This window comes from Nocardioides sp. NPDC058538 (genome assembly GCF_042719275.1).
Lineage (GTDB): Bacteria > Actinomycetota > Actinomycetes > Propionibacteriales > Nocardioidaceae > Nocardioides.
The window spans coordinates 195,225-216,435 of sequence record NZ_JBHXNY010000002.1; the positions used below are offsets into that span (position 1 = coordinate 195,225).

A 21,211-nucleotide genomic window follows, 5' to 3' on the forward strand; every position below is an offset into this window, starting at 1 on the left:
TCATGCGTACGTCGGGTCGGGACTGGTCTGGTCCTGCTCGTCGGCCGTCGCGCCGGTCGCCCTGCGGCGGATGAGATGGAGCACCAGTGCGATGGCGAACAGGGCGAAGCCCAGCGCGATGGAGGTCGGGACCAGGTAGAGCAGCAGCAGCGCGGCGGGCAGGCACAGGGCGCGCTCGAGAAGGTTCGTGGGGCCGAGGATCCATCCGGTCGTGCAGATGGCGAGGGCGCCGACCGCGCACCCGGCCACCAGGAAGGTCCAGACGATGTCGATGAAGTCACCGCGGGAGAGAAGGTGCGCGCCGTTGTCGGTGACCACGAAGGCGATCGGGGCCAGGAAGGCGGGCAGCGTGTACTTGCAGGCCTGCATCATCGTCGGGATGACCTTGCCGCCGGTGATGGCGGAGGAGGCCACCGCGGCGAGCGCCGTCGGCGGCGAGACCTCAGAGAGCACCGCGTAGTAGAAGATGAACATCGCCACCTGCGGGGCGTCCACGCCGAGCGAGATCAGTGCCGGGCCGATGATGACCCAGCTGAGGATGAACGACGCCGTCACCGGCACCGCGAGACCGAGCAGCAGGATCGCGAACGCGGAGAACAGCGCCGAGAGCACCAGCAGCGACGCGTCGTTGAACGACAGCAGCGAGGCCAGGTCGACCAGGATGCTGGACAGGACCTGCCCCAGGCCGGTCTTGGCGATGACCGAGGTGATCACGCCCGCGGCGGCGCACACCGCGATGACGGGCAGCGCAGAGCGGATGCCGGTGCTCAGGGCCTCGTACATGCGGCGGGCGTAGTCCTTGAGGGACTCCCCGAGCGCCATCCGCTCCTGCTCGAGGTCGTGGTCGTCGAAGCCGCTGACCACCGGGCGACGGGACAGCACCGCCTCGAGGAGTCCGAAGAGCGCGGCGACGCAGGTGGCGTAGACGACGGCCCGGAACGGTGGGATGTCGATGGCAAGGAAGAACACGATCACGCCGAGGCTGATGAAGTGATATCCGGAGCGGGCCAGCAGCCGTAGGGGGTTGCCGATCGCGAGCTCGACGCGACGCGCCCCGAACCGGCGGGCATCGATCTCGACGGCGAGGAAGATGCCGAGGTAGTAGAGGAGCGTGGGAACGATCGCCCACACCAGCACGGATACGTAGGAGACCCCGAGATACTCGGCGATGATGAACGCCGCTGCCCCCATGGTCGGTGGCGACAGGATGGCGCCGATGCCGGACGCGGCCAGCATGCCTCCGGCCGCCTCCTTCGGATAGCCGGCCCGGTTGAGGATGGGCCAGGCGAACGAGCCGAGGGTGACCGCGGTCGCCGTCCCCGAACCGGAGACGGTGCCGAGCAGGAACCCGGACGTGGCCACGGTGCGACCAGGGGCCGACCCGGACCTGCGGAACAGGGAGAAGCTGAACTCCACGAAGAACCGGCCCGCCCCCATCCGATCGAGCACGGCGCCGTAGATCGTGAACAGCACGATGTAGGTCGCCGCCACGTCGAGAGGCACGCCGAAGAAGCCGGAGGCCTCGTTGTAGAGCGCATTGATGATCTGATCGAGGTTGAGCCCGATGTGGCTGATGCTCCAGCCGATGGGCAGGTAGCCGCCGAAGTAGGCGTAGGCGAAGAAGACGGCGCAGACGGCCGGCAGCACCAGCCCTGTCGTACGCCGGGTGGCCTCCAGCACCAGCACCAGCAACACGGTCCCGGCCACGACGTCGAGCGTGAGCAGCGAGCCCTGGCGGTCGAGGAACCCCCCGAACCCGCCGAAGCCGATGTCCGTCAGCGGGACCGGAAGCACCGGGTAGAGGCCCACGACCAGGGCGGTGGCGGCCAACAGCCAGTCGACGACACCGGGGTTGTCGGCAGGGCGGTTCGCGTTGCCGTGAGGCGTGGCGAGCCCTGGGTCGATGTCCGCATGCTGAGCGTGGGGGTTCGCTGAATCGCGACGTCCCCGCATCCGATAGGTCAGGAAGACGAGAGGCAGCGTCACGCCGAGGAAGAGGATCAGGTAGTACTGGCTGCCCTGGTCGAGGGGGTCGAAGACCTGACGGAGCACGAACAGGGCGACCAGGAAGCACCACAGCCCGACGACGAGCTCCAGGCGCGGCGACAGGCTCCGGGACGGCTTCTCCTCGTCGTAGTCCGCCACGAGGCTGTCGACGTCGACCTGAGAACCCGGTTGGCGGGTTGAGGGGGTGACTGGCATGCTGCGTAACTTATGAGTGTCGTGCGTCACATCTTCCAGTTCGGGCGCGAGACTTTACAGAGTTCTAACGTTGGCCCGATCGAGCTCCTTGGCACGTGTGTCGGGCAGGTGAGGTGAGATGCGAGTCCTGCTCGTCGAGGACGACGACCGGGTGGTGGCGGCGCTGATGCCTGCCCTGCAACGCGTGCACCTCCACGTACGCCGGGCCGGCACCGCGGCCGAGGCTCTGGAGCTTCTCGAGGGCGTGGATCTGGTCCTGCTCGACATGGGACTGCCCGACCAGGACGGGCTGGCCCTGTGCCGCCAGCTCCGGACCCGGGTCGACGTGCCGATCATCGCGGTGACCGCTCGCAGGGACGAGCTCACCGTCGTCTCCGCCCTCCGCTCGGGCGTGGACGACTACGTCACCAAGCCCTACCGGCTCGCCGAGCTCCTCGCCCGGATCGATGCCGTCATGCGACGTGTGGGGCAGCGGCCGACCGAGCTCGTGGAGCATGTCGGTGACGTACATCTCGACCATGGGACGCGCCGGGTCACCGTCGCGGGGGAGGAGGTCGCCCTGACCCGCAAGGAGTTCGACCTGCTCTCCATGCTCGTGCAGGCGGCCGGAGACACCGTCACCCGGGAGACCCTGATGGAGGGAATCTGGGACACCGCCTGGGTAGGTGCCTCGCGAACGCTCGACGTCCACGTCTCGGCGTTGCGCTCCAAGCTGGGTCGGCCGGGTCTGGTGGCGACGGTCCGCGGCGTCGGCTACCGCGTCATCACGCAGGAGTGATGCGTGCGCCGTCGCCTGCTGCTCGTGTCCCTGTCCCTGATCGGGTTGTTGCTCCTCGCGCTCATGGTGCCGTTGGTCGCGACGTACGCCTCCGACCGCACCCAAGCCATGTTCGTGAGTCGGCTCGGCGACGTCACCCGGTTCGCGGTCGTGGCGGAGGATGCCCTCGAGACGGGACTCGCCGAGGAGCTCAACGTCGACCTGGAGCGTTACGTGGACGTCTACGGCGGGTCGGTGCTGGTCGTCGACGCCGACCGTCAGGTCGTCGCGCAAGCGGGTGCGAAGGCGGTCGGCGACGCCCCCGAGGTGCAGGAGACCATCGACCGTGCTCTCTCCGGCGCGGGCTCACATCCACCCGACACGGTCTGGCCGTGGAGCGGCGACGACGTCGTGATCGCCTCGCCGGTCGGCAGGGATGCCCAGGTCCTCGGAGCGGTCGTGGTCGTCGCACCGACGAGCGCCGTCCAGGGCAGCATCGCGCTCGGGCTCGCCTGGCTGGTGGCAGCCGGACTCGTGGTCGTGCTGCTGATGGTCTTCGGCGCGGTGGTGCCGTTCGTGGGCTGGATCCTCCGGCCGGTGCACGACCTCGAGCACGCGGCGAAGGACCTTGCCGACGGTGACCTGTCGTCCCGCGCCCACGAGCTGGGGCCGCCGGAGCTGCGTCATCTCGCCCGGTCGTTCAACGCGATGGTCGACAACGTCGAGATGTCCCAGCGCCAGCAGCGGGAGCTGGTCGCCGACGCGGCCCACCAGCTCGGGAACCCGCTCACCGCCTTGCGGCTGCGCGTCGAGAACCTGGCCGCGACGGGGTCACCTGCTGCTGCGGTCGAACCCGTGCTGGAGGAGACCGATCGGCTCAGCAGCATCGTCGAGTCCCTGCTGAGACTGAGCCAGGTCGGTGCGCGTCGGGTCGCGCCGGTCGAGGTCGACGTGGCCGGGATCGTGCGTGAGCGGTGTGCGATATGGGAACCCGTCTTCACCCGGCTCCGTGTCGACCTGCCCGACAGGGCCCTCGCGCTGAGCTCGCCGGACGTCGTCGAGGTCGTCCTCGACTCGCTGCTCGACAACGCCGCCAAGTTCGCCCCGGGTTCGCCGGTCCAGGTCACGGTCACCTGTGGTGCCCTGGCTGGAAAGGTCGAGGTGCGGGTCCGCGACCACGGGCAGGGACTTCATCCCGACGACGTCGCCAAGGTCGGCGCTCGGTTCTTCCGGGGCAGGCAGCATCAAAACGTGCCCGGCACCGGTCTCGGCCTGGCGATCGTACGGGCCCGCGTCGACGATCTGGGCGGGTCGATGGTCGTCTCGACGCCGAGCGACGGTGGTCTCGAGGTGGCGGTGGTGCTGTCGGCGGTCACAGGCGACGCTCACGGTAATAGCGCTCAGCTCCCGGGTGGAGGGGCAGAGGCGAGGTGAAGATCGCGGCTCCCAGGTTGGGTTGCCGCACCTGAGGCGATATCCGGTCGACCCTGTCCTGTGCCTCGAACATCACGCGCGTCACCGCGTAGGCGAGATCCCCGTCGAGACCGGGGTGGACCACGAGGTGGTTCTTGACGCTCACGGTGTCGACCGCACGGGGCAGGCCGTAGCTCGAGGTCGGCACCGGGCCCAAGGTGTACTCGGGGCCGTACGCCTCGGTCAGTTCGGGGACAAGTGCCCCCAGGTCGACGAGCCGGATGGGCACGCTCTCGGACAGCCGGGCCACCACGGCGTTGGGGATGCCGCTCACGAAGAAGAACGCGTCCAGCCGTCCGTGACGGAGTCCGTCGGCCGAATCCTCCAGGCTGTGGTCGGTGTCCGTGACGTCGTCCGACGCGATGCCAGCGGCGGCGAGGATGCGGCCGGCCACCAGTCTGGTCCCCGATCCCTGGTTGCCCAGGCCGACGCGACGTCCGCGGAGATGGGCCACCTCCGTCACCAGAGAGTCGGCCGTCACCACGAGGTGCACGAAGCTGTCATAGGTCCGGGTCAAGGCGACCAGATCGACCGGATCGGCGAACGGCCCGGTGCCCCGGATCGCATCCGCGGCCGCGTCGCCCAGGGCAAAACCGATGTCGCTCTTGCCTTGGGCCACCTCGCGCAGGTTGATCAGGGAGGCGTTGGTGTGGTGGGTGGTGGCGGTGACGCCTTCTAGGCGCTCCTCCAGCACGGCGGCCAGGGCGTTGCCGTACCGGTCGAAGACACCTCCGCGGTTTCCGGTGGCGATCGACAGGCTCGTCCCGGCCAGCTCGTCCCAGGACCGTCCGATGCAGCCACCGAGTGCCGTGGCGAGCGGAACTCCGAGCGCCCCCGTGAGCAGCGTCCGGCGGGAGGTGAATGTCGTGCTGATCACGCGGCCAGCATTTCACATCGGGCCGTAGGTCTGCGTACGTCAACAGGCAGCAGGCCCTGTGGTGAGGTCGGACTCAGAACGCCGCTGCGGCTGCTTCGGCGATCGCCTGATCCTGCTCGCCGCTGCCCCCGCTCACTCCCACCGCGCCTACGACTGCGCCACCGCGGAGGAGCGGGATCCCGCCGGCGAAGATCATCACCCGTCCCTGGTTCGAGCCGTGTATACCGAAGAACTGCTCCCCGGGCTGTGCGTTCGCGGCCAGGTCCTTGGTGGCGATGTCGAACGCCCGCGCCGTGAAGGCCTTGTTGATCGAGATGTCGATGCTGCCGGCCCATGCGTTGTCCATGCGAACGTGGGCGACCAGGTTCGCGCCGACGTCGACGACGGCGACGTTGCTCGGCGACTCGATCTCGGCCGCCTTCGCCTGGGCGGCGGCTATGACGCGCTGCGCGTCGTCGAGGGATACGGATTCAAGCTTGATGGTCATGATGGTCCTCATCGTCAGATATGAGTCTTCAGGGTCTGGGCGGCTGAAGGCTCCTCGAGCCCAGCACGCGCCGGTTCAGAATCCAGGTGAAACCATCGGGCAGAAGATCTCCCGGTGCAGGGGCGGCGATCCGGGATCTTCTCGGCGAGAATGTCGATCTTCTCGATCAAGGGTCGGGAGAAGCGGACTCCCTCACTGCGAGAAACGCGGCCGCCGAAGGACCAGCCATCACCATGAACATACTCCTCGAGGGCACCCGTGAACAGGACGGCGATGACAGCTTTGCCGCAGCGCCGACGCATGGTTCGGCACTCAGGACCCCAACGCTGGTGACGAAGCTTCGTGGAAGTGCCATGGTGGACCCATGGCCGACGAAGACATCATCACCAGGATCAGCGCGCTCGTGGATGAGGAGCACCAGCTCCGGTCCGGGTCGAGCGCCGACACCCAACGGCTCGGCGAGATCGAGGTCCAGCTCGACCAGTGCTGGGATCTGCTCCGCCAGAGGCGCGCCAAGCGGGAGTTCGGCGAGCCCGAGGCCGAGGCACACGTACGTCCTCCGGAGACTGTGGAGAAGTACCTCTCCTGACGCACACGAGCCGCCATCGACTGGGCGATGACGGCTCGTGCGGACCGCGCGCCGACTGCGGATGTAACCGGCAGTCAGCAGGCGTTTCGTGCTCAGATGTCGTAGTAGTGGTGTTCCCGCAGGTGCGAGGGTGGTTAGTGCGTGCATGGGCGCGGAGTGGGCACGCCAGATCTTGTTTCGTCCTCACGAGTTGCGGCACTCGTCTACGCGCCCGACGACTTGTCCTCGTCCTGAACGGCGTGAGTAGGCGCATAACTCAGGTTCATCAGCGCCTCGCGCAGCGCGTTGGGGTCGTCGACGAGTGACCGTGGCTCTTCCGAGAGCTTGAAGTCGCGTTGGATGCCTCGAATCTTGTCGAGCGCGGCGTCGGAGAGCGGATCGTCGGGAAGCTGGGCGATCAAGGTCTCTAGGAGCCCCGTTACCGCGTTCTTGCGGATGTCCTCAGGGTGATCGTCGATGAAGCCCTTTCGGAGTCGCTTGATGATCGTGGAGACCTTGGCGCCGGCCTGGAGTCGGTTCGCCTCGCGCTGCTTGGTGTTGACGAGCTCGATCAGCGGAGCGAACGAGTCGTAATACTCGCGGACCACCTCGGCGCTCGGCTTGCCTTCTTGGGCGAGGTCGACGACGGCTCGGGCGAAGGCCACCTTCGGGATCTCCAATGCCCGCGTCAGCCCCGCCGCGTCACTGGCGGCCTTGGCGGCTTCTTCGAGGAGCTTGAACAACTTGTGTCCGGCTTTCGGTTCCACCGCTTTCCAGTTCGCTGCGAGCTTTTCAGCGTCAGCGGATGCCAGCACCTGCGCGGCGACCTTTAGGACTGCCTCGTTCGCTAGATCAGTCGGAATCAGATCCTCGAGTTCCGCAACGCTGCGGCTGCCCCCGTCGGGCAGGTCTGCGACCGTGAAGACGAGGCCCTCGGGTACCAGGCCCTTATTGGCTTTGATCTTGGCGATGGCGCCGACGCCGTCGCTGTCGTTGTCCACGAGCACCATTACCGCGGGCTTGTCCTCGTCGCGACCGCGCGACAAGTACGCCATGTATGGGACGTTCTGAGCCCCGCCGCACGCGACAACCGTGAGCGTGTTCAGATCGAGCGCGTGGCCGAGGGGGTCGACCTTCCGCGCAACATTGCTTGCGCCTGCGAGGAGGATCGGATCGGCTTGGCCCTCAACGAGGAGGTTGCACGTCCCGATGAAGGTGGTCTCGCCCACGAAGCCTCCGAGCGCGGTACGAAGTGGTTCGAAGTGATTGCGCCCCGCGTTCTTGACGACTCGAGTCCCTTCCTCGCCGTCGCCCTTCTCCAGCACCCTGACACGTTCCGCGTGGTTCTTGTCGATAAGAAACGGTGAGTGCGTCACGTAGATGACCTGTACCGGGTCGCGTCCATCCTCGGGATCAGCGAATGCATTGAAGATGCGCAGAAGGTCTTGCTGCCCGGAGTTCGACAGGTAGGCGTCCGGCTCGTCCATAAGCAGGATCTCTTCGTCGCGCTTGTCACCATGCGAGAGGTACTGGACGAAGTAGCTGAGGAAGTACTTCAGGCCCTGGCTTCGTTCACGGAACGTGTAGTCCGTACCGGTGCGGTCTCGGATAGTGAAGACGAGGTCGAAATCGCGCAGCTTCAACTGGAGAGCGAACTCGGAATCTTGCGTCCACCACTTGCGGAAGTTGAGCGAGTCCGCCACCTTGCGATTCATCTTCGCAACGAGCGCCTCAGCATAGGCGTCCGATGACTGAACCGCGGCACTCAACTGCTTGAAGTCATGGGGGGTGACGTCTGCGACCTCGGTCAGCAGTCTCTTGGCGAGTTCCCATTGAGCGAGGGTCTCGGAGGTTGGCTCGCTGTCGGAGCCGGTGAAAGTTGGGCGGGCCTGTCCTTGGGGTGCCGCAACCAGCGCGGTGGGGTTGTTGCGCACGAACAACATTCGTTCGAGCCAAGAGACGCGGGTGCGCGAGGCGGCGCCCTCACTGGATGCCAGGTAGGCGATCTCAACACTGTCCGGCAGGGGGACTTTCGCGTTGATGCTGAACGCTCGCGGTAGACCGAGGCTCGAGAGGTCGTCTACGGCGGCGCATTCGTCGCCTACGTAGACGACGTTACGGTCATGAAACCGGAAAAGGTGAAAGGACGTGAGTTCTGGATCGGCCCAGTCCGCGATCGCCTTGAGGGTCTCCGTCTCGCCAGGGGTGAGGTCGGTGAATCTGCCACCGAACTCAGGTAGCCGTGGTCCGTCGTCCTCTGCAAACCAAACCGAGTAACGACAGAAGTCTTCCTCAACGAACCCGGTGCCAGTGAGCAGGCATTCGATGGCGGTGAGCACCTGGGTCTTGCCTGCCTCGTTTGCACCGACGATCGTGGTGATGTCATTCTCAAGGTCGAGCCTGACGAATGGGTAGTACTGGTCGTCGGGCCCGACCACATCCCATGGGTCGTTGGCTGGCTCCGGGGCGTACTTGCGCAGGTAATCGATGTTGAGCGATCGAAAGAATCGGACGTAGAGCCTGTTCAACTTCATTGGTGGGACACCGTCTCCTCAGTCGGGGCACGATTAGGCTAGTCGGACCCACCGACAGGCGTCCTCGAAACCGCCGGGAGCCGTGCGTCAGCGCGGGACGCGTTTCGGAGGTGGGCCAGCACCTTGGATCTGAATCGACCGGACCTGTTTGCCGGACAGATCGGCGCTACTACGCACCGTCGTCTGCTTCTGTGTCACGTTCGGTTTCGCCTTCGATCGCGATGTTGCCATCCGCCTTGGTGACTGCTCCGAAGACCGAGTCGATCGCGCGTTTGGTTCGTTCGGCGCTCCCTTCCATCAGATGGGTGTACGTGCGCAACGTGAAGCCGGGGTCGGAGTGGCCGAGGTACTCGCTGAGGGCTTTGATGGTCTCGCCCTCGTGCAGCGCGGTGCTGGCGTAGAAGTGCCGCAGCGCGTGGCAACCGTTGGCGCGGATGGCCGGGACCTCCACCTGCCTCAGGGCCGGCCGCCAGATGAAGGTGTTGAAGTAGTTGCGGTTGAGCGCGCCTGACTCGCGCGTGTAGAGCAGCAGCGGGATGGTGACCTTCTCGCCGTCGAGGTTCACCCAGGGCAGGGTCACGTCGATCGGCGGGTACTTCGTCATGTGGGCGTTGATCGCCTCCAATACGACGTCGGGCAAGGGGACGTTGCAGATCTTGCGGTTCTTGGGCGGTGCGAAGACCAGGCGGTTGCCGCTGAAGACCCTGATCTGCCGGGTCACGTGGACCTTTCCCGCCTCGAGGTCGAGGTCGTCGGGGGAGAGGCCGAAGATCTCGCCCTGCCGCAGGCCGAGGCCGGCGCCGAGCCAGACCACCAGAGGGTACGGCTCGGGAAGCCGATCGCGGACGGCGATGACTCGCTCACGTCGCCAGGGGATGACCTTGCGTGGGTCGGGCTTCGGGCGGCGTACGGACTTTGCCTTGCACGGGTTTTCAGCGAGCAGTTTGTCGTCGACAGCCGCGGTGAACACCGTGGAGACGTTGGCGAAGATGACGGCTCGGTAGGTGGAGGCGAGGTCGTCGAGCGTACGTAGCCAAGCCTGGATCGTGGAGGGCTTGATCGTGTTCAGGCTGAGCTCGCCGAGGTGGGGGTACGCCTTGAGCCGGAGACGCAGTTCGACGGCCTCACGAGTCAGCTCGTCGAAGGTCTGCGCCTTCAGCCACTGCTTGGCGTACGTCTCGAACGAGACCTTCCCGGCTTCGGGGTCGGTGTAGTCGCCGCGGATGAGGTCTGCGGCGACCGTAGCGCTGAACCGGTCGGCGTCGGCCTTCTTCTGGAAGGTCTTGCTCTTCTGTTTGCCGTCCGGCCCACGCCAGCGGACTCGCCACGCCTTGCGCAGGAGGCCGTGAGCGTCGCGCCATTCTCGTCGTTCAACGGTGGCCATGGGAGGCTCCCTTCTGCTCGGAGAGCCAGGCGCGTACATCGCCGGGGGTGTAGCGCAGGAAACGGCCGACTCGGAAGCACGTCGGCCCGGTGCCCTTGTGGTGCCACTGGTAGAGGGTGTTGATCGGTACGCCGAGGAGGTCGGCGACGTCCTCGGCCGACATCAGCTTTTCCACGGCGCGGCCTCCGGTCGACGCTGGCGGTCGCCGTAGGGGGTAGCGGCATCCGTGGGGAGGGGCAGGTGACCGAAGGTCTGGGCTGCTGAGGATGGGTGCGACTTGGCAGGGCATGTGAGCCTCCCGGGTGTTGACGGAGTCGCGTTCGGTCCGACGGTCCGTCGCTCGGTACTGGCTCTGCTCGCTTGATTCGCTCGCTGTGGATAACTCCTCACCTGTCTGCGCGACGGGACAGTGGTGTTTACCGATGAAGGCATCAGTCCATCTCCTGCTTCGTCAGCGCCGTTCCACATCGACGGCGTCTTGCAGGAAGGTGCACGGCGGACGCCGGCTCCGTCAGTCGCCGATCGCCGGCGCGCGCAGACCGGGGCTGTCCACGGTCGCTCGGGTCGTGATGGCGCTGAACAGCGCTGTGCGGCTTGTTGCGGATTCAGGCGTGCCGACGGGCTGTGCTGGTGCCGGTCGAAGCTGCTCTCGGACGGTGGTGAGCAGGTCGGTGCCGTGGCGGCCGTCGATGGGTGCGAAACGTACGCGAACGGGCTTGACCAGTTGTGGGCTGCTCTCCACGAGGCGAGGGACGTGGGAGCGCCGGACGAGGGTCTTCTCGGCGATGCCGGTCTCGATGATGTCGGCGAGGCGGGCGTCGACCTTCTCGAAGCGGTTGTCGAAGCTCGACCAGATCGGTGAGCTCTGGTCTGACTGTTCGGGCGCTGGCTGCTTGGGGAGCGCGTCGATCCGGATGCGGATGTTCGCCGCCTCCTCGGCGGCGTGGGCTCCGTCGCCGACTCGACCGGACACGTTGCGCAGTTCGTTGAAGACGACCTCGTACGTCCTGGCTCTGCGGCTCCATCGGGCGGCGAGGGCGGGGGAGGGGGTGCGCTCGGCGAGGATGGCGCTCAGCACTCGCTGAGACTCGACGACCTTCTTCAAGTTGATCGGGCTGGGCAGTGCGTTGAGGCGTACGAGCAGGTTGTGTTCGGCTTGGAGGATGCCCGTGAGTCCGGGTTTGGCGGGGCCTCGGATGAAGCGTGCGGGTGGTCGCCAGCCGCGTACGTCGATGCTGTAGTCCGGGGGATCGAGGCTCGCCTCGAGTGCGGTGGCCATGGTGGCCCAGGCGAGGCGGCCTGGCGTCGGTATGTGCTCCCAGCCGGGCGTCGCCTTGTAGCGTCGGTCGAGCATCAGCACGGCTTGGGCGATCGCGGCGGCGTCCTTGAGCAGGGTCTGGCCTTGCTGGATGGAAAGGGCGCCGGATTCGAGGCCGGCGTAGAAATCATGCTCGCCGAGCGCTGCGCCTTTCGCGACCTGGCGCCAGGACTCGACGAGCGGGAGCGTTTGGGGGCTCGTTAGTTCCTCAAGGGTGGGCATGCCGTCAGTTGAGGCATTGAGCGCGCGACGGAGTTCGGTGCGGAATCTGTCGTAGGGCTTCCGGGCTTTGCTCCTGCGGTCGCGTGTGAGGAACGGGTCATCGGCTTCAGGGTCGCCCGCGACGGCCGCTTGGAGGCACCAGGTCAGGACGACATTTCGGTAGCGACGGATCTGAACGCCAGCCGCCTCGCGTTCTGTGGCTGTCGTCTCCTCAGGCAGCACAGGTACGCCATTGCCTCCGATGCGGTGTTGAAGCCGGTGCTGGTGGAGCAGCTTGGTCAGTCCGTCGCGGATGGCAGCGCCGCTCTCTGCGTACGTCATGACTCGCGTCCCGGGTCTGGTGGCATCGCGGCGGCGGCGTCCTCGCGTGCGTCCCCGATCATCGCCAGAAGGAGTTCGAGGTGGAGCGGATCAAGACCGAAGGGGGCGAGGTCGGTCAGCGCCTTCTCTGTCAGTACGTGGAGGAGGCCTGTCTCCAGCGGTGGGAGCAGTTCCAGGGCAGGCACTTGATCTGCGTGAATGGAGTCGAGGTAGAGGAGCGCGTCGTCGTACGCGACGGTGGTCTTGAGCGCGTCGCTCTGATCAGCAAGCGCGGCGAGGTAGGACCTCGCCTCGGCGAGGGCAATGGCGTGAGCGAGCAGCATGGTTCCTCCAGTCGTGGTCGAGGGGAGCGGACGCGTCTCCGCCTAGCCGTAGCTGAGATGTGCCGTGGGGTCAGAGGTCGGTGGAGAGATCGCGACCGAAACGCCATTGGGAACGGTCCACCGCCCCTCCGAGACGGTCGAGCAGGTCCAGGGCACGGTGGTGGGCGGCATCGCGGGCTTCGTCCTCGAGTTGCCTCCGCGCAGCCAGGTCGTCGACCACGAAGGCGTTGAAGTCGGCGTCCCGATGCTCGATCGGCTGCTCGACCGGCGAGGCTGGCGGCCCATCGCCGGGCCAGGCTGCCCGCCGGGTTGGCCGGTCGCGGTCGAGCTTGGTCCCGCATGTGGCGACCCATTCGCGGAGCCGGATTCGGGCTTCGGCGAACTCGCGGTGCCAGGCCAGTGGCGCCGCCGGCGGCGCCTCGGGGTCGTAGGCGTTGAGCCAGGCGGTGTGCAGTGCGGAGAGTTCCCAGATGAGCTCGTCATGGCGATGCCACAGCGGCGGAATGACCGCGACGGCGAGCCCGTAGGTCGCTCGCAGCCAGTCGACCCAGGCGTTCAGGTCGAGCCACTCACCTTCGGCCTCTTCGGCGGTGAGCAGGTTCCAGTTGACCGGCCGGATGATCTCGCCGCCACCATCACCTTCGTACGTCGTCTCCATGGCCGCACCCGTTCAGAAGTTGATGGCGTGGTCGATGACGTCGGTTACCACCGGTGGCGCCGGCTCGGTGAGGCGCGGCCGGCGTACGACCTCGTAGTTAGTTCGCGCCAGGTCGTGCCCGATCCGGCGGGCCACGTACTCCTCCCGCGGAACTGTCTGGCCTTCGCGCTCGATCTCGTACTCGTTGATGTACCCTGATGCGACGAACGAGTCACCGACCCGAAACTGGTCGAACGCCCGCTGCGCCGCGGTGTCGAACACGACCAGGTCGCAGTGCACGGGGTCGAGTTTGGTGAAAGAGCCGTCCGTCTCCTTGCGGAAGCGTTCTACACCGATTCGTGCGTGGAATCGGGGGTCTCCGCTGCGGGTCTTGGTCAGCTCTGGGGCGGTGGCGATGTAGCCGTGCAGGCTGAGCTGGGTGGGAATCGACATGATCTGGCTCCCGTACTTTCGCAGCCTCTCTGGTCAGGGCCGCTCTTGGGAGACAGGTGCGCGCGGGTGCCCACTCCGCCGGCGAGTCGATGGATGTCGGCGGACTTGAACTTCGCGCCGTTCACGCGCCCGTCAACGAGATGACGACGTCGGCGTAGCTAGCGTCGTGCGCGATGGAGTCCCCGAACCAGATGCCTTGGCTGCGGCGCGCAACTGGTGACGTTGAGCGCGGACGACAGTCTTGGCGGTCACTGCGTCATACACACCGGAGCCGTTCTGCTCGCTGCCAACGTAGATGACGCCGTCACGATGGGTGTGTGGCCCGTAGCCCGTCGACAGCGCGACGGCCAGGGTCATTCCCGGATCCACGTGTTCCCACCAGAACCAGGCGTCACGCGACTCGGCTTCGCCGTAGAGGTTGACCAGGGCTTTTGTGCCGGTCTGCGCGTATTGGTAGACATCGACCACCGTGACGATGGACAGGCCCAGCTGTGCCGCGCGGTTCGTGAACCGCGACCACTCCGCCGCGGCCCGCTCGTTAAGGCGTCCGAACATGTGTTCACTCTACGCCTGTACCTGCTGCCGGCAGCAGTGCACGAGATCCACACGCCGGGTACGGATCGCGCATCTGTTCGATATAGCATCTGCTTGGCGGGTCGAACGGTCAGGTTGATGGAGGTTCGAACTGTGCCACGGCGGCCGCCTTATCACGTGTGGGTGGATGTGAGCGCCAGGTTCGGGGAGCACAGCCAGCCGGGTGTGCTGTTGGCGTGGCGGCGAGCGAAGGACGTACCGCGAGGACAGCCACCGTGGGAGTGCTTGGTGGTGCACGCTGCGGTTCCGCCGCCGATGAACCCGGACGCCATGGATGTCTACCAGTCCTGGCTGATGCCGCACATGGTCCGTCCGATCGAAACAGAGCTGCCTAGGGAGAACGAGGCGCGTGCTCGGGCAGAGAGCGCGCTCGCACGTCGCGGCAAACGGATGGAAGCCAAGCGGTCACGCTCGGCCTAGCTCCTTTTCGGCTTCGGCTCGTAGACGGGTGAGGCGGTCGCCATCAGGACGGTCGGTCCAACGTCGCAGGTCCGCGACCACGGGCGGTGTGGAGCGAAGAAGGACCAGACCGGTGCCGAATGGGAGGGTGCGGATGGTGTCGGGCGGGAGGATGGGTACGCGGCGGGTGGAGCGTTGCACGCCACGGGATCCGTGGTCGCCGATGGTGATTGTGTCGGTGTGCTCGTCGCGTTCGCCGATTAATGTGGAGAGGTCCTGTAGGTCGCGGGCGGCGGCGGTGCCGCCGAGGATCATCTTGACGATGGCTGCGTCCCAGATGGCGTGGGCGGCGTGCTCGCCCCACTTGTGGCGTGCTTGGGAGAGGGACTGGAGCACGGGCATGGTGGTGATCCCGGTGCCGCCGCCTTCGGCCATCAAGGTCGGGAGTGAGGGGAGTGGGGCGAGGTTGCCGATTTCGTCGAGCGCTAGGAGGAGCGGTGGGTCGAGGCGGGCGCCGGTGGACCGGGCGGCGAGACGTCGGGCGGTCTCGGCGAGGTCCTCGATGAACGCGGCGACCAGCGGCCAGCAGGCGCCTGCGCCAGCGCCGGTGGCGAGCAGGTAGAGCGTGCCGGAGTCCTTCAGGAACGGGGTCGGGTCGAACGACTCCTCGGCGCTCGGGCTGACCGCGTCCAGGACCCTGGGGTCGGCGAGGGCGCTGAGGGCGAGGGAGACCCCCATCCAGATCGAGTCCCGCGTACGTGGGTCGGACTCGATCATCGAGTCCAGCGACTCGGCCCACCCGGCGGCAGCGTCGCGATGGTTGGCCAGGATCGCAACCGCGTCGGCGGCCGTCGAGGGGGAGAGCGTCCAGGAGAAGAGCTCTGCTGGCGTACGTCCGTCGAGGGCTGCGGCGTGGAGCAGTGCCTGGAGCGCGGTCCTGGTCTTGCCCTCCCAGAAGCCGCCGCTCTCGACACCTCCCGCGGAGAGTCCGGTGGCCGAGGCGAGGCCGGTGGCACGGATCATCGCGGTGAGTGGGTCCTCGCAGCCGCGTACCGGGGACCAGCGCAGGCCGTGAGGGAGCCCGGCGGCGAGGCGTTGGGGGTCGAAGACCGCGACCGGCCCGCGGTCGCGGCGGGCTGTGATGGTGGCGGCGACATTGTCCGGCCGAGTCGAGGTCGTCACCACCGCGCCGGGGGCGTCGAGGATGGCGTTGATGACCATGTGGAGGCCCTTGCCCGAGCGGGGTGGTCCGAGCAGCAGCATCGAGTCCTCCACCGAGCTCCACACCCCCTGCCTGCGCGAACGGCCAAGTAGATAGCCGACGTCTGTTGCTCTCGGACCCGCGAGCGAGGGGCGAAGGTTCCTCGCTCGTCTCAGGAGGGCACGTTGTGAGGCGGCTCGGGCCACCTCTCGCTTGGTGGCGAGGCCGGAGAGACGGCGTACGTCGCGGGTCGAGGTCTCGCGAGGGTTGCTGAACACGCGCCACGCCGCCCACGCGACGGCCCCCGCGGTGACGGCCAGGAAGACCACCGCGGTCCAGTAGGCGACGGGGGAGAGCCCGGGGGAGTCCAATGCGCCGGAGGGGGTGAACGGATGGGCGATCACCGCGGTCGCCCCCTCGAGCCCACGACGCGGCGGTGTTGCTCCGGTGAGCCGAGCGGCAATCGTGCCGGCAACGCGGAGCAGCCCAAGAAGAAGCGCACCACCGAGCACCAGAACCAGCCCGAGGTTGACGAGCTCATCATCGATCTGCCGTGACTGAGGATTCATCACGCCTCGGCCCCCGCCTCGGCCTCGGCGTCAATGAGTGAAGCGACGGTGTTCGACCGTTGGCCGACGAGGACGATGTCGGCGCCGTAGCGATGCAGCATCGCCGGCGGGAGCCGAAGTGGCGCCTTGCCGTCGCTCCCTGCGGGACAGCGAGCGATGACCACGGTGACGAGGACCTCCTCGCCGGGCTGGAACCGGCCGACCGGGTCGGCCGCGTTGGAACGCGGCTCATGGGCAAGTGCGGAGCGCTCCGTACGAGGCGTCTCGATATCGACGAACGACTCACCGTTCGCCTCGATGAGCGTGACCCGGAGCGGACCGAGCCTGTCGGCGAGGTCCTGCACGAGGCGTCGCACGCCGTCGCGTCGCAGACCACCCGGCACGCCATACGGCTCGCGGTCGATGCTCACTTGGGCCGCCCCGGCTTCGTCGACCCGGATCTCGACCGCGGGCATGACGACCGGGACGCGGGGGTCGGCGGTGTGCGCGCGGCTCATAGCTCCACCCGGTTGACCGGCTTGGACCAGTTCATCGCGGGCGTGCCCTCGAGGCTGAAACTGGACTGGTGCCCAGTGCCCTCACGAGTGAGTCCGGGTGGATCGCCATCGCCGATCCGCTCGGTGTCGAGCTTGTCGAGAATGGCGAGCGCCGTGGCGCGTACGCGCTCGGCAGTGCTCTGCACCACCTCAACCGGATCACGATCTCGTACGGTCCCGGCCCAGGTGCTGACGTACGGAATCGTGAACCTGCTCGTGTCCAGCCCATGCGCCGCCGCCACCATCAGCGAGACCGACTCCGCCTCCACCTCACGGACCCCGCGGTGAGCCTCCGCGTCGGCAACGGCGTCAGGATTGCCGGGGGCATGGAGCATGATATGGGCGAGCTCGTGGCACAGCGCGGTGGCCTGCTCCAAGTCGCTCATGTTCATCCGGACCGACACCTGGCGGGTCAGATACTCCGTCCGGGCATCGGCACCGCCGAGCGATCGGGAGTCCGAGACGAGGCGTACGTCGAACCCCCGCGCGGTGATCTGATCGGCGAGCCCGTCCCATAGCCCCTCTCGTGCGGTGCCGGTCGACTTGACCGGCTGCGGTGGCGCAGGGATCGGGTCGCCCTCGGTCTGAGAGATGTCGAACGCGTAGGCGACGCGGACACCGACCATCTTCGACCGCACGGCCTCCCCGCCGCGCGGCTTCTCTCCACGCGCGAGCCGTCGCCACGAGTCGGGGTCGGCTGGTGTGGTCGATGCAAACCGAGCCTTCACGGGCGCCAGCAGCTGGTAACCGTGCTGGCCCTTGATGACGGATCTCCCCAGGCCCTGCCACTGACGGAACCCGGCGACATACGTTGGGGTCGGGTTCGGCACCAGACCCTGGGCGTACTCGTCGATGTGCTGTGCGGCGATGAGCATGGTGTTACGAAAGCTCCGTGCCCGAAACTTCGCCGCGAATTCCAACGACCTGCGCCAGTCGTCGCCAGTTACGAGGCTCTCCACCGTCGAGGCGAGCCGTTTCTGAAGCGCATCGATCTGTTGTTCGCGCCCGCGGCTGTCGTGGGAAGTGCTCACAGTGCCCTCCTGAGTATGTGCGAAGGTCAGGTGTGCACGTTGCGCCAACGGCAATCTTTGAATCGGTGACGCAAGGCAGGACGACTGAAGATGGCGTCCCCATTCCGTGGATCAGCCCGAGGCATTCGGGCTCGAGAGCGACCTTCACAGGAGGGTTTCGGCCTCTGGCAACTCGGATCGATGCCAGCTCGGTCATTCGGTACGGTGCAGTGCCAGGCAAGGCACCGTTATGGATTCGCGAGTCCGGGGACACTTGACTGCGGTAGTTTCGCCTGATGGTGAAGAAGGTGCAGGAGCAGCACATCGCCGTGTTCGGTGAGGGTGGCTCTGGCAAGACGGTGCTGCTGTCGGCGTTCTTCGGTGCAGCCGAGGACAGCGCTAACGCTAACGACTTGTGGGACCTGGTTGCTGGCGATGCGGGGCAGGGCCATCGCCTGCTCGCGAACTACCTCGGGATGAAGCGGGACGCAGCGTTGCCGCCCGGCACGCAGTTCGCAGCGACCACCTATCGGTTCTCGCTGCGCCTCAAGGGCGCCCAGAAGAAGGCGAAACAGCCGTTCGACGAGTTGTGCCTCGTCTGGCACGACTACCCGGGCGAGTGGTTCGAGGGTGAGCCGAGCAGCGAGGAGGAGAAGGGTCGCCGCGCTACGACTTTCGAAGCTCTCGTGCGCTCTGATGTTGCACTCCTGCTCGTCGACGGCCAAAAGCTCCTTGACTACACGGGCGAGGAGGAGCGGTACCTACGATCGCTTCTCGGAAACTTCCGCCAAGAGGTGCTTCGACAGAAGGACCTCCTGGACTCCGACGACCGGTTGATCGAGTTCCCACGCATCTGGATCATGGCGCTGTCCAAGGCCGACCTGTTCCCGGAGTGGGACGTCAACGACTTCCGCGAGTTGATGATCGTCAAGGCTGCTGACCAGATCGACCAGTTGCGCAAGACGCTCATCGGCATGGTGGACACGCCAGCGGCGATGTCAGTTGCCGAGGACTTCGCTCTTCTCTCATCAGCGAAGTTCAAGCTGTCCGCAGCCGGACCGGTAGAGATCGACGTGACCAAGCGCAAGGGGCTGGACCTCATCCTGCCTGTGGCATGCCTGCTGCCTCTCCAGCGTCGGGTCGAGTGGGCCGAGAAGTTCGACGTCCCCGTGAGGGTGCTAGACAAACTTGCTGACGGCGCTGAGGCATTGGCAGCGGTTCTCGTCAGCGGCCACATGGAGGCAGTTGAGAAGCTGATCGCGAAGCTGCCCAAGGTCGGGCCGTTCGTCGCCATGGCCGCAGGTCCGCTCTTGAACAAGGCCGTAGAGATTGCGGGAGAGAAACTCAAAGAGGTCCACGACCAAGCATTGGCGAACAAAGACTACTTGACTGCGACACTGACCCAATTCAAGATCGACCTGGAACAGGGCGTTGCGGATGGTCTGCTCTTCCGGAGCAAGCAGTGAATGACGCTGAGGCGCCTTCGAAGTCGGTCATCTGGGCGACGCGAGGTCGATCGTGGGGCTTCCGATTCCTACTCCGCGGCGGACTAGCCGATCCGCTTCTAGCGTACGAGCGTGTCTTCGCGGAGATCCCCGAGGAGCCGGAGGTGTGGGGGCGCGTCTCGGGGGTGGTCGCTCTGCGTCTTCGTGATCCGCAGGGTCGGAAAGATGCATCTGGGCGCGATATCCCGCATCAGTTCGTCGTGTCGGGCGATCTGGCGTCTTCGATCGGATCGGTTGAGGATGGCATCACCCGTCTCTGGCCCATGGTCGCGCAGATTTACGACGACATCTGGAAGACCGACCGACCGCCTTCAACTGAGCACATCGAGGCTCGCGTTGACGTACGTCGCGCCGAGTAGACCGCGTTACGTCCGTGCCGATTCGTCTCCACCACTTGCGCGGGCAGAAGTGTCATAGATAAAGAGCTCCGCGGGGTGCAGTTGGTGTTGAATGACAAAGGAGCGGTCCTTGATCCGCCATAAGCCCTGCCCAGTGCCGAGGGTCGGAAGTAGTGAGCGTTCCGTGCCTGTGAGACCCAACGATTCGGCTGTTGCGCCGAGCTGGTCGGACTCCTGTCGGTAGACGACGCGGGTCTCCGCGTTGGCGAGGAGCGATGAGGCGAGCCCCCGGGCGGCGGAGCCGTGGTCGCCGACGTTGTCGAGGTCGGTTAGCTTGTGGAAGATCAGCATGTTGGCGATGCCGTAGTGGCGGGCGAGGCGCCAGTGGGCGTCCATGCGGCGCAGGAGGGCGGGGTGCTGCATGAGGCGCCAGGCCTCGTCGTAGATGACCCAGCGTTGTCCGCCGTTGGGGTCGAGCAGCGCTGATTCCATCCAGGCGGAGGCGCAGGTCATCAGGACCGAGATGAGGGTGGAGTTCTCGGTGACGCGGGAGAGGTCGAGGGAGACCATCGGCAGGGTCGGATCGAACCGGACCGTGGAGGGGCCGTCGAAGAGGCCGGCGAGGTCGCCGGCGACCAGGCGGCGGAGGCCGTGGCCAGCGAGGCGGCCGTCTTCAGTCAACCGTCCGTCGGGGTCATCGGCAGGGTCGGGGGAGAGCAGGCGATCGACTACGAGGGGGAGGACCGGCACATCGTACGAACGGACGACCGCGGTCAGCGCGATGTCGATCGCGGTGTGCTCCAGGGGCGTGAGCGGTCGGTTGAGCATGGTTTCAGTGAGGGCGCCGACAAGGTCGCGTCGTCGGGCGGTGACCTGGCTGACCCACTGGGTGTCCTCGAGGCCGGAGGGTCGCTGGCCTTCGTCGAGGGGGTTGAGGCGGTTGGGCATGCCGTGGCCCAGCGCGATGGCCTGCCCGCCGACGGCTTCGGCGACTGGGGTGTGTTCGCCCTTGGGGTCGCCGGGGACGTAAACACGGCGGCCGAAGGGGATGGAGCGGGCGTAGAGGCTCTTGGCGAGGGCGGACTTGCCGGAGCCGACGATGCCGGCGAGGACGACGTTGGGGGCGGTGATCAAGCCGCGGGCGTACAGCACCCAGGGGTCGTAGACGAACGATGATCCGGAGTAGAGGTCTTGGCCGACGAAGACGCCGTCGGCTCCGAGTCCGCCTTCGGCGAGAAAGGGGTACGCCCCGGCGAGTGTCGCGGAGGTGTCCTGGTGTCTCGGGAGGCGGAGACGGCCGGGCATGCGGAGTGCTGCTGGTCCGGGCTCGCCCGACCTGGGGAGGAACTGAGTGGTGCGGCGCTCGTCTGCGAGGGCTTCGGCGGTTGCGCGCTGCTGCGCTCGGCGGGCCGCGTGGTCCTCGGTGATGCGTTGACGGGCGAGGTCACGTCGCCGGCGGCGGGTTCTGCGGCGCTCGCGCCCCGGTGAGATCAGTACGGCTGA

19 protein-coding genes are annotated in these 21,211 nt (G+C 66.7%); 4 read left to right on the plus strand and 15 right to left on the minus strand.

All coding sequences use genetic code 11. The features are described from left to right. Nucleotides 1-2,202, minus strand: coding sequence for a TRAP transporter permease (locus ACFWQC_RS02925; protein WP_378672817.1), 2,202 nt, complete (start codon nucleotides 2,200-2,202; stop codon nucleotides 1-3). Nucleotides 2,203-2,320: 118 nt separating this feature from the next. On the opposite strand from ACFWQC_RS02925, the gene ACFWQC_RS02930 reads away from it, so the two are divergent. Continuing rightward, nucleotides 2,321-2,980: a response regulator transcription factor gene (locus ACFWQC_RS02930; protein ID WP_378672820.1), complete on the plus strand. Its 660-nt coding sequence runs from the start codon at nucleotides 2,321-2,323 to the stop codon at nucleotides 2,978-2,980. A 3-nt stretch (nucleotides 2,981-2,983) separates the two neighbouring features. Then, on the plus strand, nucleotides 2,984-4,393 hold the full coding sequence (locus ACFWQC_RS02935) for a sensor histidine kinase (RefSeq protein ID WP_378672823.1): 1,410 nt from the start codon (nucleotides 2,984-2,986) through the stop codon (nucleotides 4,391-4,393). Here the strand turns inward: ACFWQC_RS02935 and ACFWQC_RS02940 are convergent. Beyond that, complete coding sequence (locus ACFWQC_RS02940) at nucleotides 4,332-5,309, minus strand: TAXI family TRAP transporter solute-binding subunit (RefSeq protein WP_378672827.1); 978 nt, start codon at nucleotides 5,307-5,309, stop codon at nucleotides 4,332-4,334. The genes ACFWQC_RS02935 and ACFWQC_RS02940 overlap by 62 nt on opposite strands. Nucleotides 5,310-5,382: 73 nt before the next feature. Next, nucleotides 5,383-5,796: a heme-binding protein gene (locus ACFWQC_RS02945; RefSeq protein ID WP_378672830.1), complete on the minus strand. Its 414-nt coding sequence runs from the start codon at nucleotides 5,794-5,796 to the stop codon at nucleotides 5,383-5,385. Between the two features lie 364 nt (nucleotides 5,797-6,160). Between ACFWQC_RS02945 and ACFWQC_RS02950 the strand changes: the two genes are divergently transcribed. Continuing rightward, nucleotides 6,161-6,385 (plus strand): DUF2630 family protein, encoded by a 225-nt coding sequence (locus ACFWQC_RS02950; RefSeq protein WP_378672833.1) that lies wholly within the window; start codon nucleotides 6,161-6,163, stop codon nucleotides 6,383-6,385. Nucleotides 6,386-6,588: 203 nt separating this feature from the next. Here the strand turns inward: ACFWQC_RS02950 and ACFWQC_RS02955 are convergent, their stop codons facing one another. The 11 genes from ACFWQC_RS02955 to ACFWQC_RS03005 all read right to left on the minus strand — a co-directional run bounded on the left by ACFWQC_RS02955 (nucleotide 6,589) and on the right by ACFWQC_RS03005 (nucleotide 17,886). Continuing rightward, the gene (locus ACFWQC_RS02955) at nucleotides 6,589-8,898 is read right to left on the minus strand and encodes an AAA family ATPase (protein WP_378672836.1); all 2,310 of its coding nucleotides are present in this window, start codon (nucleotides 8,896-8,898) and stop codon (nucleotides 6,589-6,591) included. A gap of 169 nt (nucleotides 8,899-9,067) precedes the next feature. Further along, nucleotides 9,068-10,282: a tyrosine-type recombinase/integrase gene (locus ACFWQC_RS02960; RefSeq protein ID WP_378672839.1), complete on the minus strand. Its 1,215-nt coding sequence runs from the start codon at nucleotides 10,280-10,282 to the stop codon at nucleotides 9,068-9,070. Continuing rightward, the gene (locus ACFWQC_RS02965; protein ID WP_378672842.1) at nucleotides 10,269-10,457 is read right to left on the minus strand and encodes a helix-turn-helix transcriptional regulator; all 189 of its coding nucleotides are present in this window, start codon (nucleotides 10,455-10,457) and stop codon (nucleotides 10,269-10,271) included. Before ACFWQC_RS02965 ends, ACFWQC_RS02960 begins: the two co-directional genes overlap by 14 nt. Nucleotides 10,458-10,793: 336 nt before the next feature. Next, nucleotides 10,794-11,822, minus strand: coding sequence for a hypothetical protein (locus tag ACFWQC_RS02970; RefSeq protein WP_378672845.1), 1,029 nt, complete (start codon nucleotides 11,820-11,822; stop codon nucleotides 10,794-10,796). A gap of 317 nt (nucleotides 11,823-12,139) precedes the next feature. Further along, nucleotides 12,140-12,466 carry a hypothetical protein gene (locus ACFWQC_RS02975; protein ID WP_378672848.1) on the minus strand — a complete coding sequence of 109 codons (327 nt, stop codon included), beginning with the start codon at nucleotides 12,464-12,466 and terminating at the stop codon, nucleotides 12,140-12,142. Nucleotides 12,467-12,536: 70 nt separating this feature from the next. Further along, the gene (locus tag ACFWQC_RS02980; RefSeq protein ID WP_378672851.1) at nucleotides 12,537-13,124 is read right to left on the minus strand and encodes a hypothetical protein; all 588 of its coding nucleotides are present in this window, start codon (nucleotides 13,122-13,124) and stop codon (nucleotides 12,537-12,539) included. Between the two features lie 12 nt (nucleotides 13,125-13,136). Next, complete coding sequence (locus tag ACFWQC_RS02985) at nucleotides 13,137-13,556, minus strand: single-stranded DNA-binding protein (protein ID WP_378672854.1); 420 nt, start codon at nucleotides 13,554-13,556, stop codon at nucleotides 13,137-13,139. A gap of 132 nt (nucleotides 13,557-13,688) precedes the next feature. Next, nucleotides 13,689-14,111 carry a hypothetical protein gene (locus ACFWQC_RS02990; protein ID WP_378672856.1) on the minus strand — a complete coding sequence of 141 codons (423 nt, stop codon included), beginning with the start codon at nucleotides 14,109-14,111 and terminating at the stop codon, nucleotides 13,689-13,691. 444 nt (nucleotides 14,112-14,555) lie between these two features. After that, nucleotides 14,556-16,319, minus strand: a complete 1,764-nt coding sequence (locus tag ACFWQC_RS02995; protein ID WP_378672859.1) for a TraM recognition domain-containing protein — start codon at nucleotides 16,317-16,319, stop codon at nucleotides 14,556-14,558. Then, on the minus strand, nucleotides 16,319-16,816 hold the full coding sequence (locus ACFWQC_RS03000) for a hypothetical protein (RefSeq protein WP_378672861.1): 498 nt from the start codon (nucleotides 16,814-16,816) through the stop codon (nucleotides 16,319-16,321). Before ACFWQC_RS03000 ends, ACFWQC_RS02995 begins: the two co-directional genes overlap by 1 nt. After that, the gene (locus tag ACFWQC_RS03005; protein WP_378672864.1) at nucleotides 16,813-17,886 is read right to left on the minus strand and encodes an ArdC family protein; all 1,074 of its coding nucleotides are present in this window, start codon (nucleotides 17,884-17,886) and stop codon (nucleotides 16,813-16,815) included. Before ACFWQC_RS03005 ends, ACFWQC_RS03000 begins: the two co-directional genes overlap by 4 nt. Before the next feature lie 275 nt (nucleotides 17,887-18,161). On the opposite strand from ACFWQC_RS03005, the gene ACFWQC_RS03010 reads away from it, so the two are divergent. Continuing rightward, nucleotides 18,162-19,331, plus strand: a complete 1,170-nt coding sequence (locus ACFWQC_RS03010; protein WP_378672866.1) for a hypothetical protein — start codon at nucleotides 18,162-18,164, stop codon at nucleotides 19,329-19,331. A 404-nt stretch (nucleotides 19,332-19,735) separates the two neighbouring features. Here ACFWQC_RS03010 and ACFWQC_RS03015 read toward each other — a convergent pair whose 3' ends face one another. Then, nucleotides 19,736-21,013, minus strand: a complete 1,278-nt coding sequence (locus tag ACFWQC_RS03015) for a VirB4 family type IV secretion system protein (protein WP_378672869.1) — start codon at nucleotides 21,011-21,013, stop codon at nucleotides 19,736-19,738. Nucleotides 21,014-21,211: the final 198 nt, after the last annotated feature.

Bases quoted from the DNA above. Each gene is read 5' to 3' on its own strand.
- ACFWQC_RS02925 (WP_378672817.1), bottom strand. From the start codon at position 2,202: ATGCCAGTCACCCCCTCAACCCGCCAACCGGGTTCTCAGGTCGACGTC.
- ACFWQC_RS02930 (WP_378672820.1), top strand. From the start codon at position 2,321: ATGCGAGTCCTGCTCGTCGAGGACGACGACCGGGTGGTGGCGGCGCTG.
- ACFWQC_RS02945 (WP_378672830.1), bottom strand. From the start codon at position 5,796: ATGACCATCAAGCTTGAATCCGTATCCCTCGACGACGCGCAGCGCGTC.
- ACFWQC_RS02950 (WP_378672833.1), top strand. From the start codon at position 6,161: ATGGCCGACGAAGACATCATCACCAGGATCAGCGCGCTCGTGGATGAG.
- ACFWQC_RS02955 (WP_378672836.1), bottom strand. From the start codon at position 8,898: ATGAAGTTGAACAGGCTCTACGTCCGATTCTTTCGATCGCTCAACATC.
- ACFWQC_RS02960 (WP_378672839.1), bottom strand. From the start codon at position 10,282: ATGGCCACCGTTGAACGACGAGAATGGCGCGACGCTCACGGCCTCCTG.
- ACFWQC_RS02970 (WP_378672845.1), bottom strand. From the start codon at position 11,822: ATGCCCACCCTTGAGGAACTAACGAGCCCCCAAACGCTCCCGCTCGTC.
- ACFWQC_RS02975 (WP_378672848.1), bottom strand. From the start codon at position 12,466: ATGCTGCTCGCTCACGCCATTGCCCTCGCCGAGGCGAGGTCCTACCTC.
- ACFWQC_RS02980 (WP_378672851.1), bottom strand. From the start codon at position 13,124: ATGGAGACGACGTACGAAGGTGATGGTGGCGGCGAGATCATCCGGCCG.
- ACFWQC_RS02985 (WP_378672854.1), bottom strand. From the start codon at position 13,556: ATGTCGATTCCCACCCAGCTCAGCCTGCACGGCTACATCGCCACCGCC.
- ACFWQC_RS02990 (WP_378672856.1), bottom strand. From the start codon at position 14,111: ATGTTCGGACGCCTTAACGAGCGGGCCGCGGCGGAGTGGTCGCGGTTC.
- ACFWQC_RS02995 (WP_378672859.1), bottom strand. From the start codon at position 16,319: ATGAATCCTCAGTCACGGCAGATCGATGATGAGCTCGTCAACCTCGGG.
- ACFWQC_RS03000 (WP_378672861.1), bottom strand. From the start codon at position 16,816: ATGAGCCGCGCGCACACCGCCGACCCCCGCGTCCCGGTCGTCATGCCC.
- ACFWQC_RS03010 (WP_378672866.1), top strand. From the start codon at position 18,162: ATGGTGAAGAAGGTGCAGGAGCAGCACATCGCCGTGTTCGGTGAGGGT.
- ACFWQC_RS03015 (WP_378672869.1), bottom strand. From the start codon at position 21,013: ATGCCCGGCCGTCTCCGCCTCCCGAGACACCAGGACACCTCCGCGACA.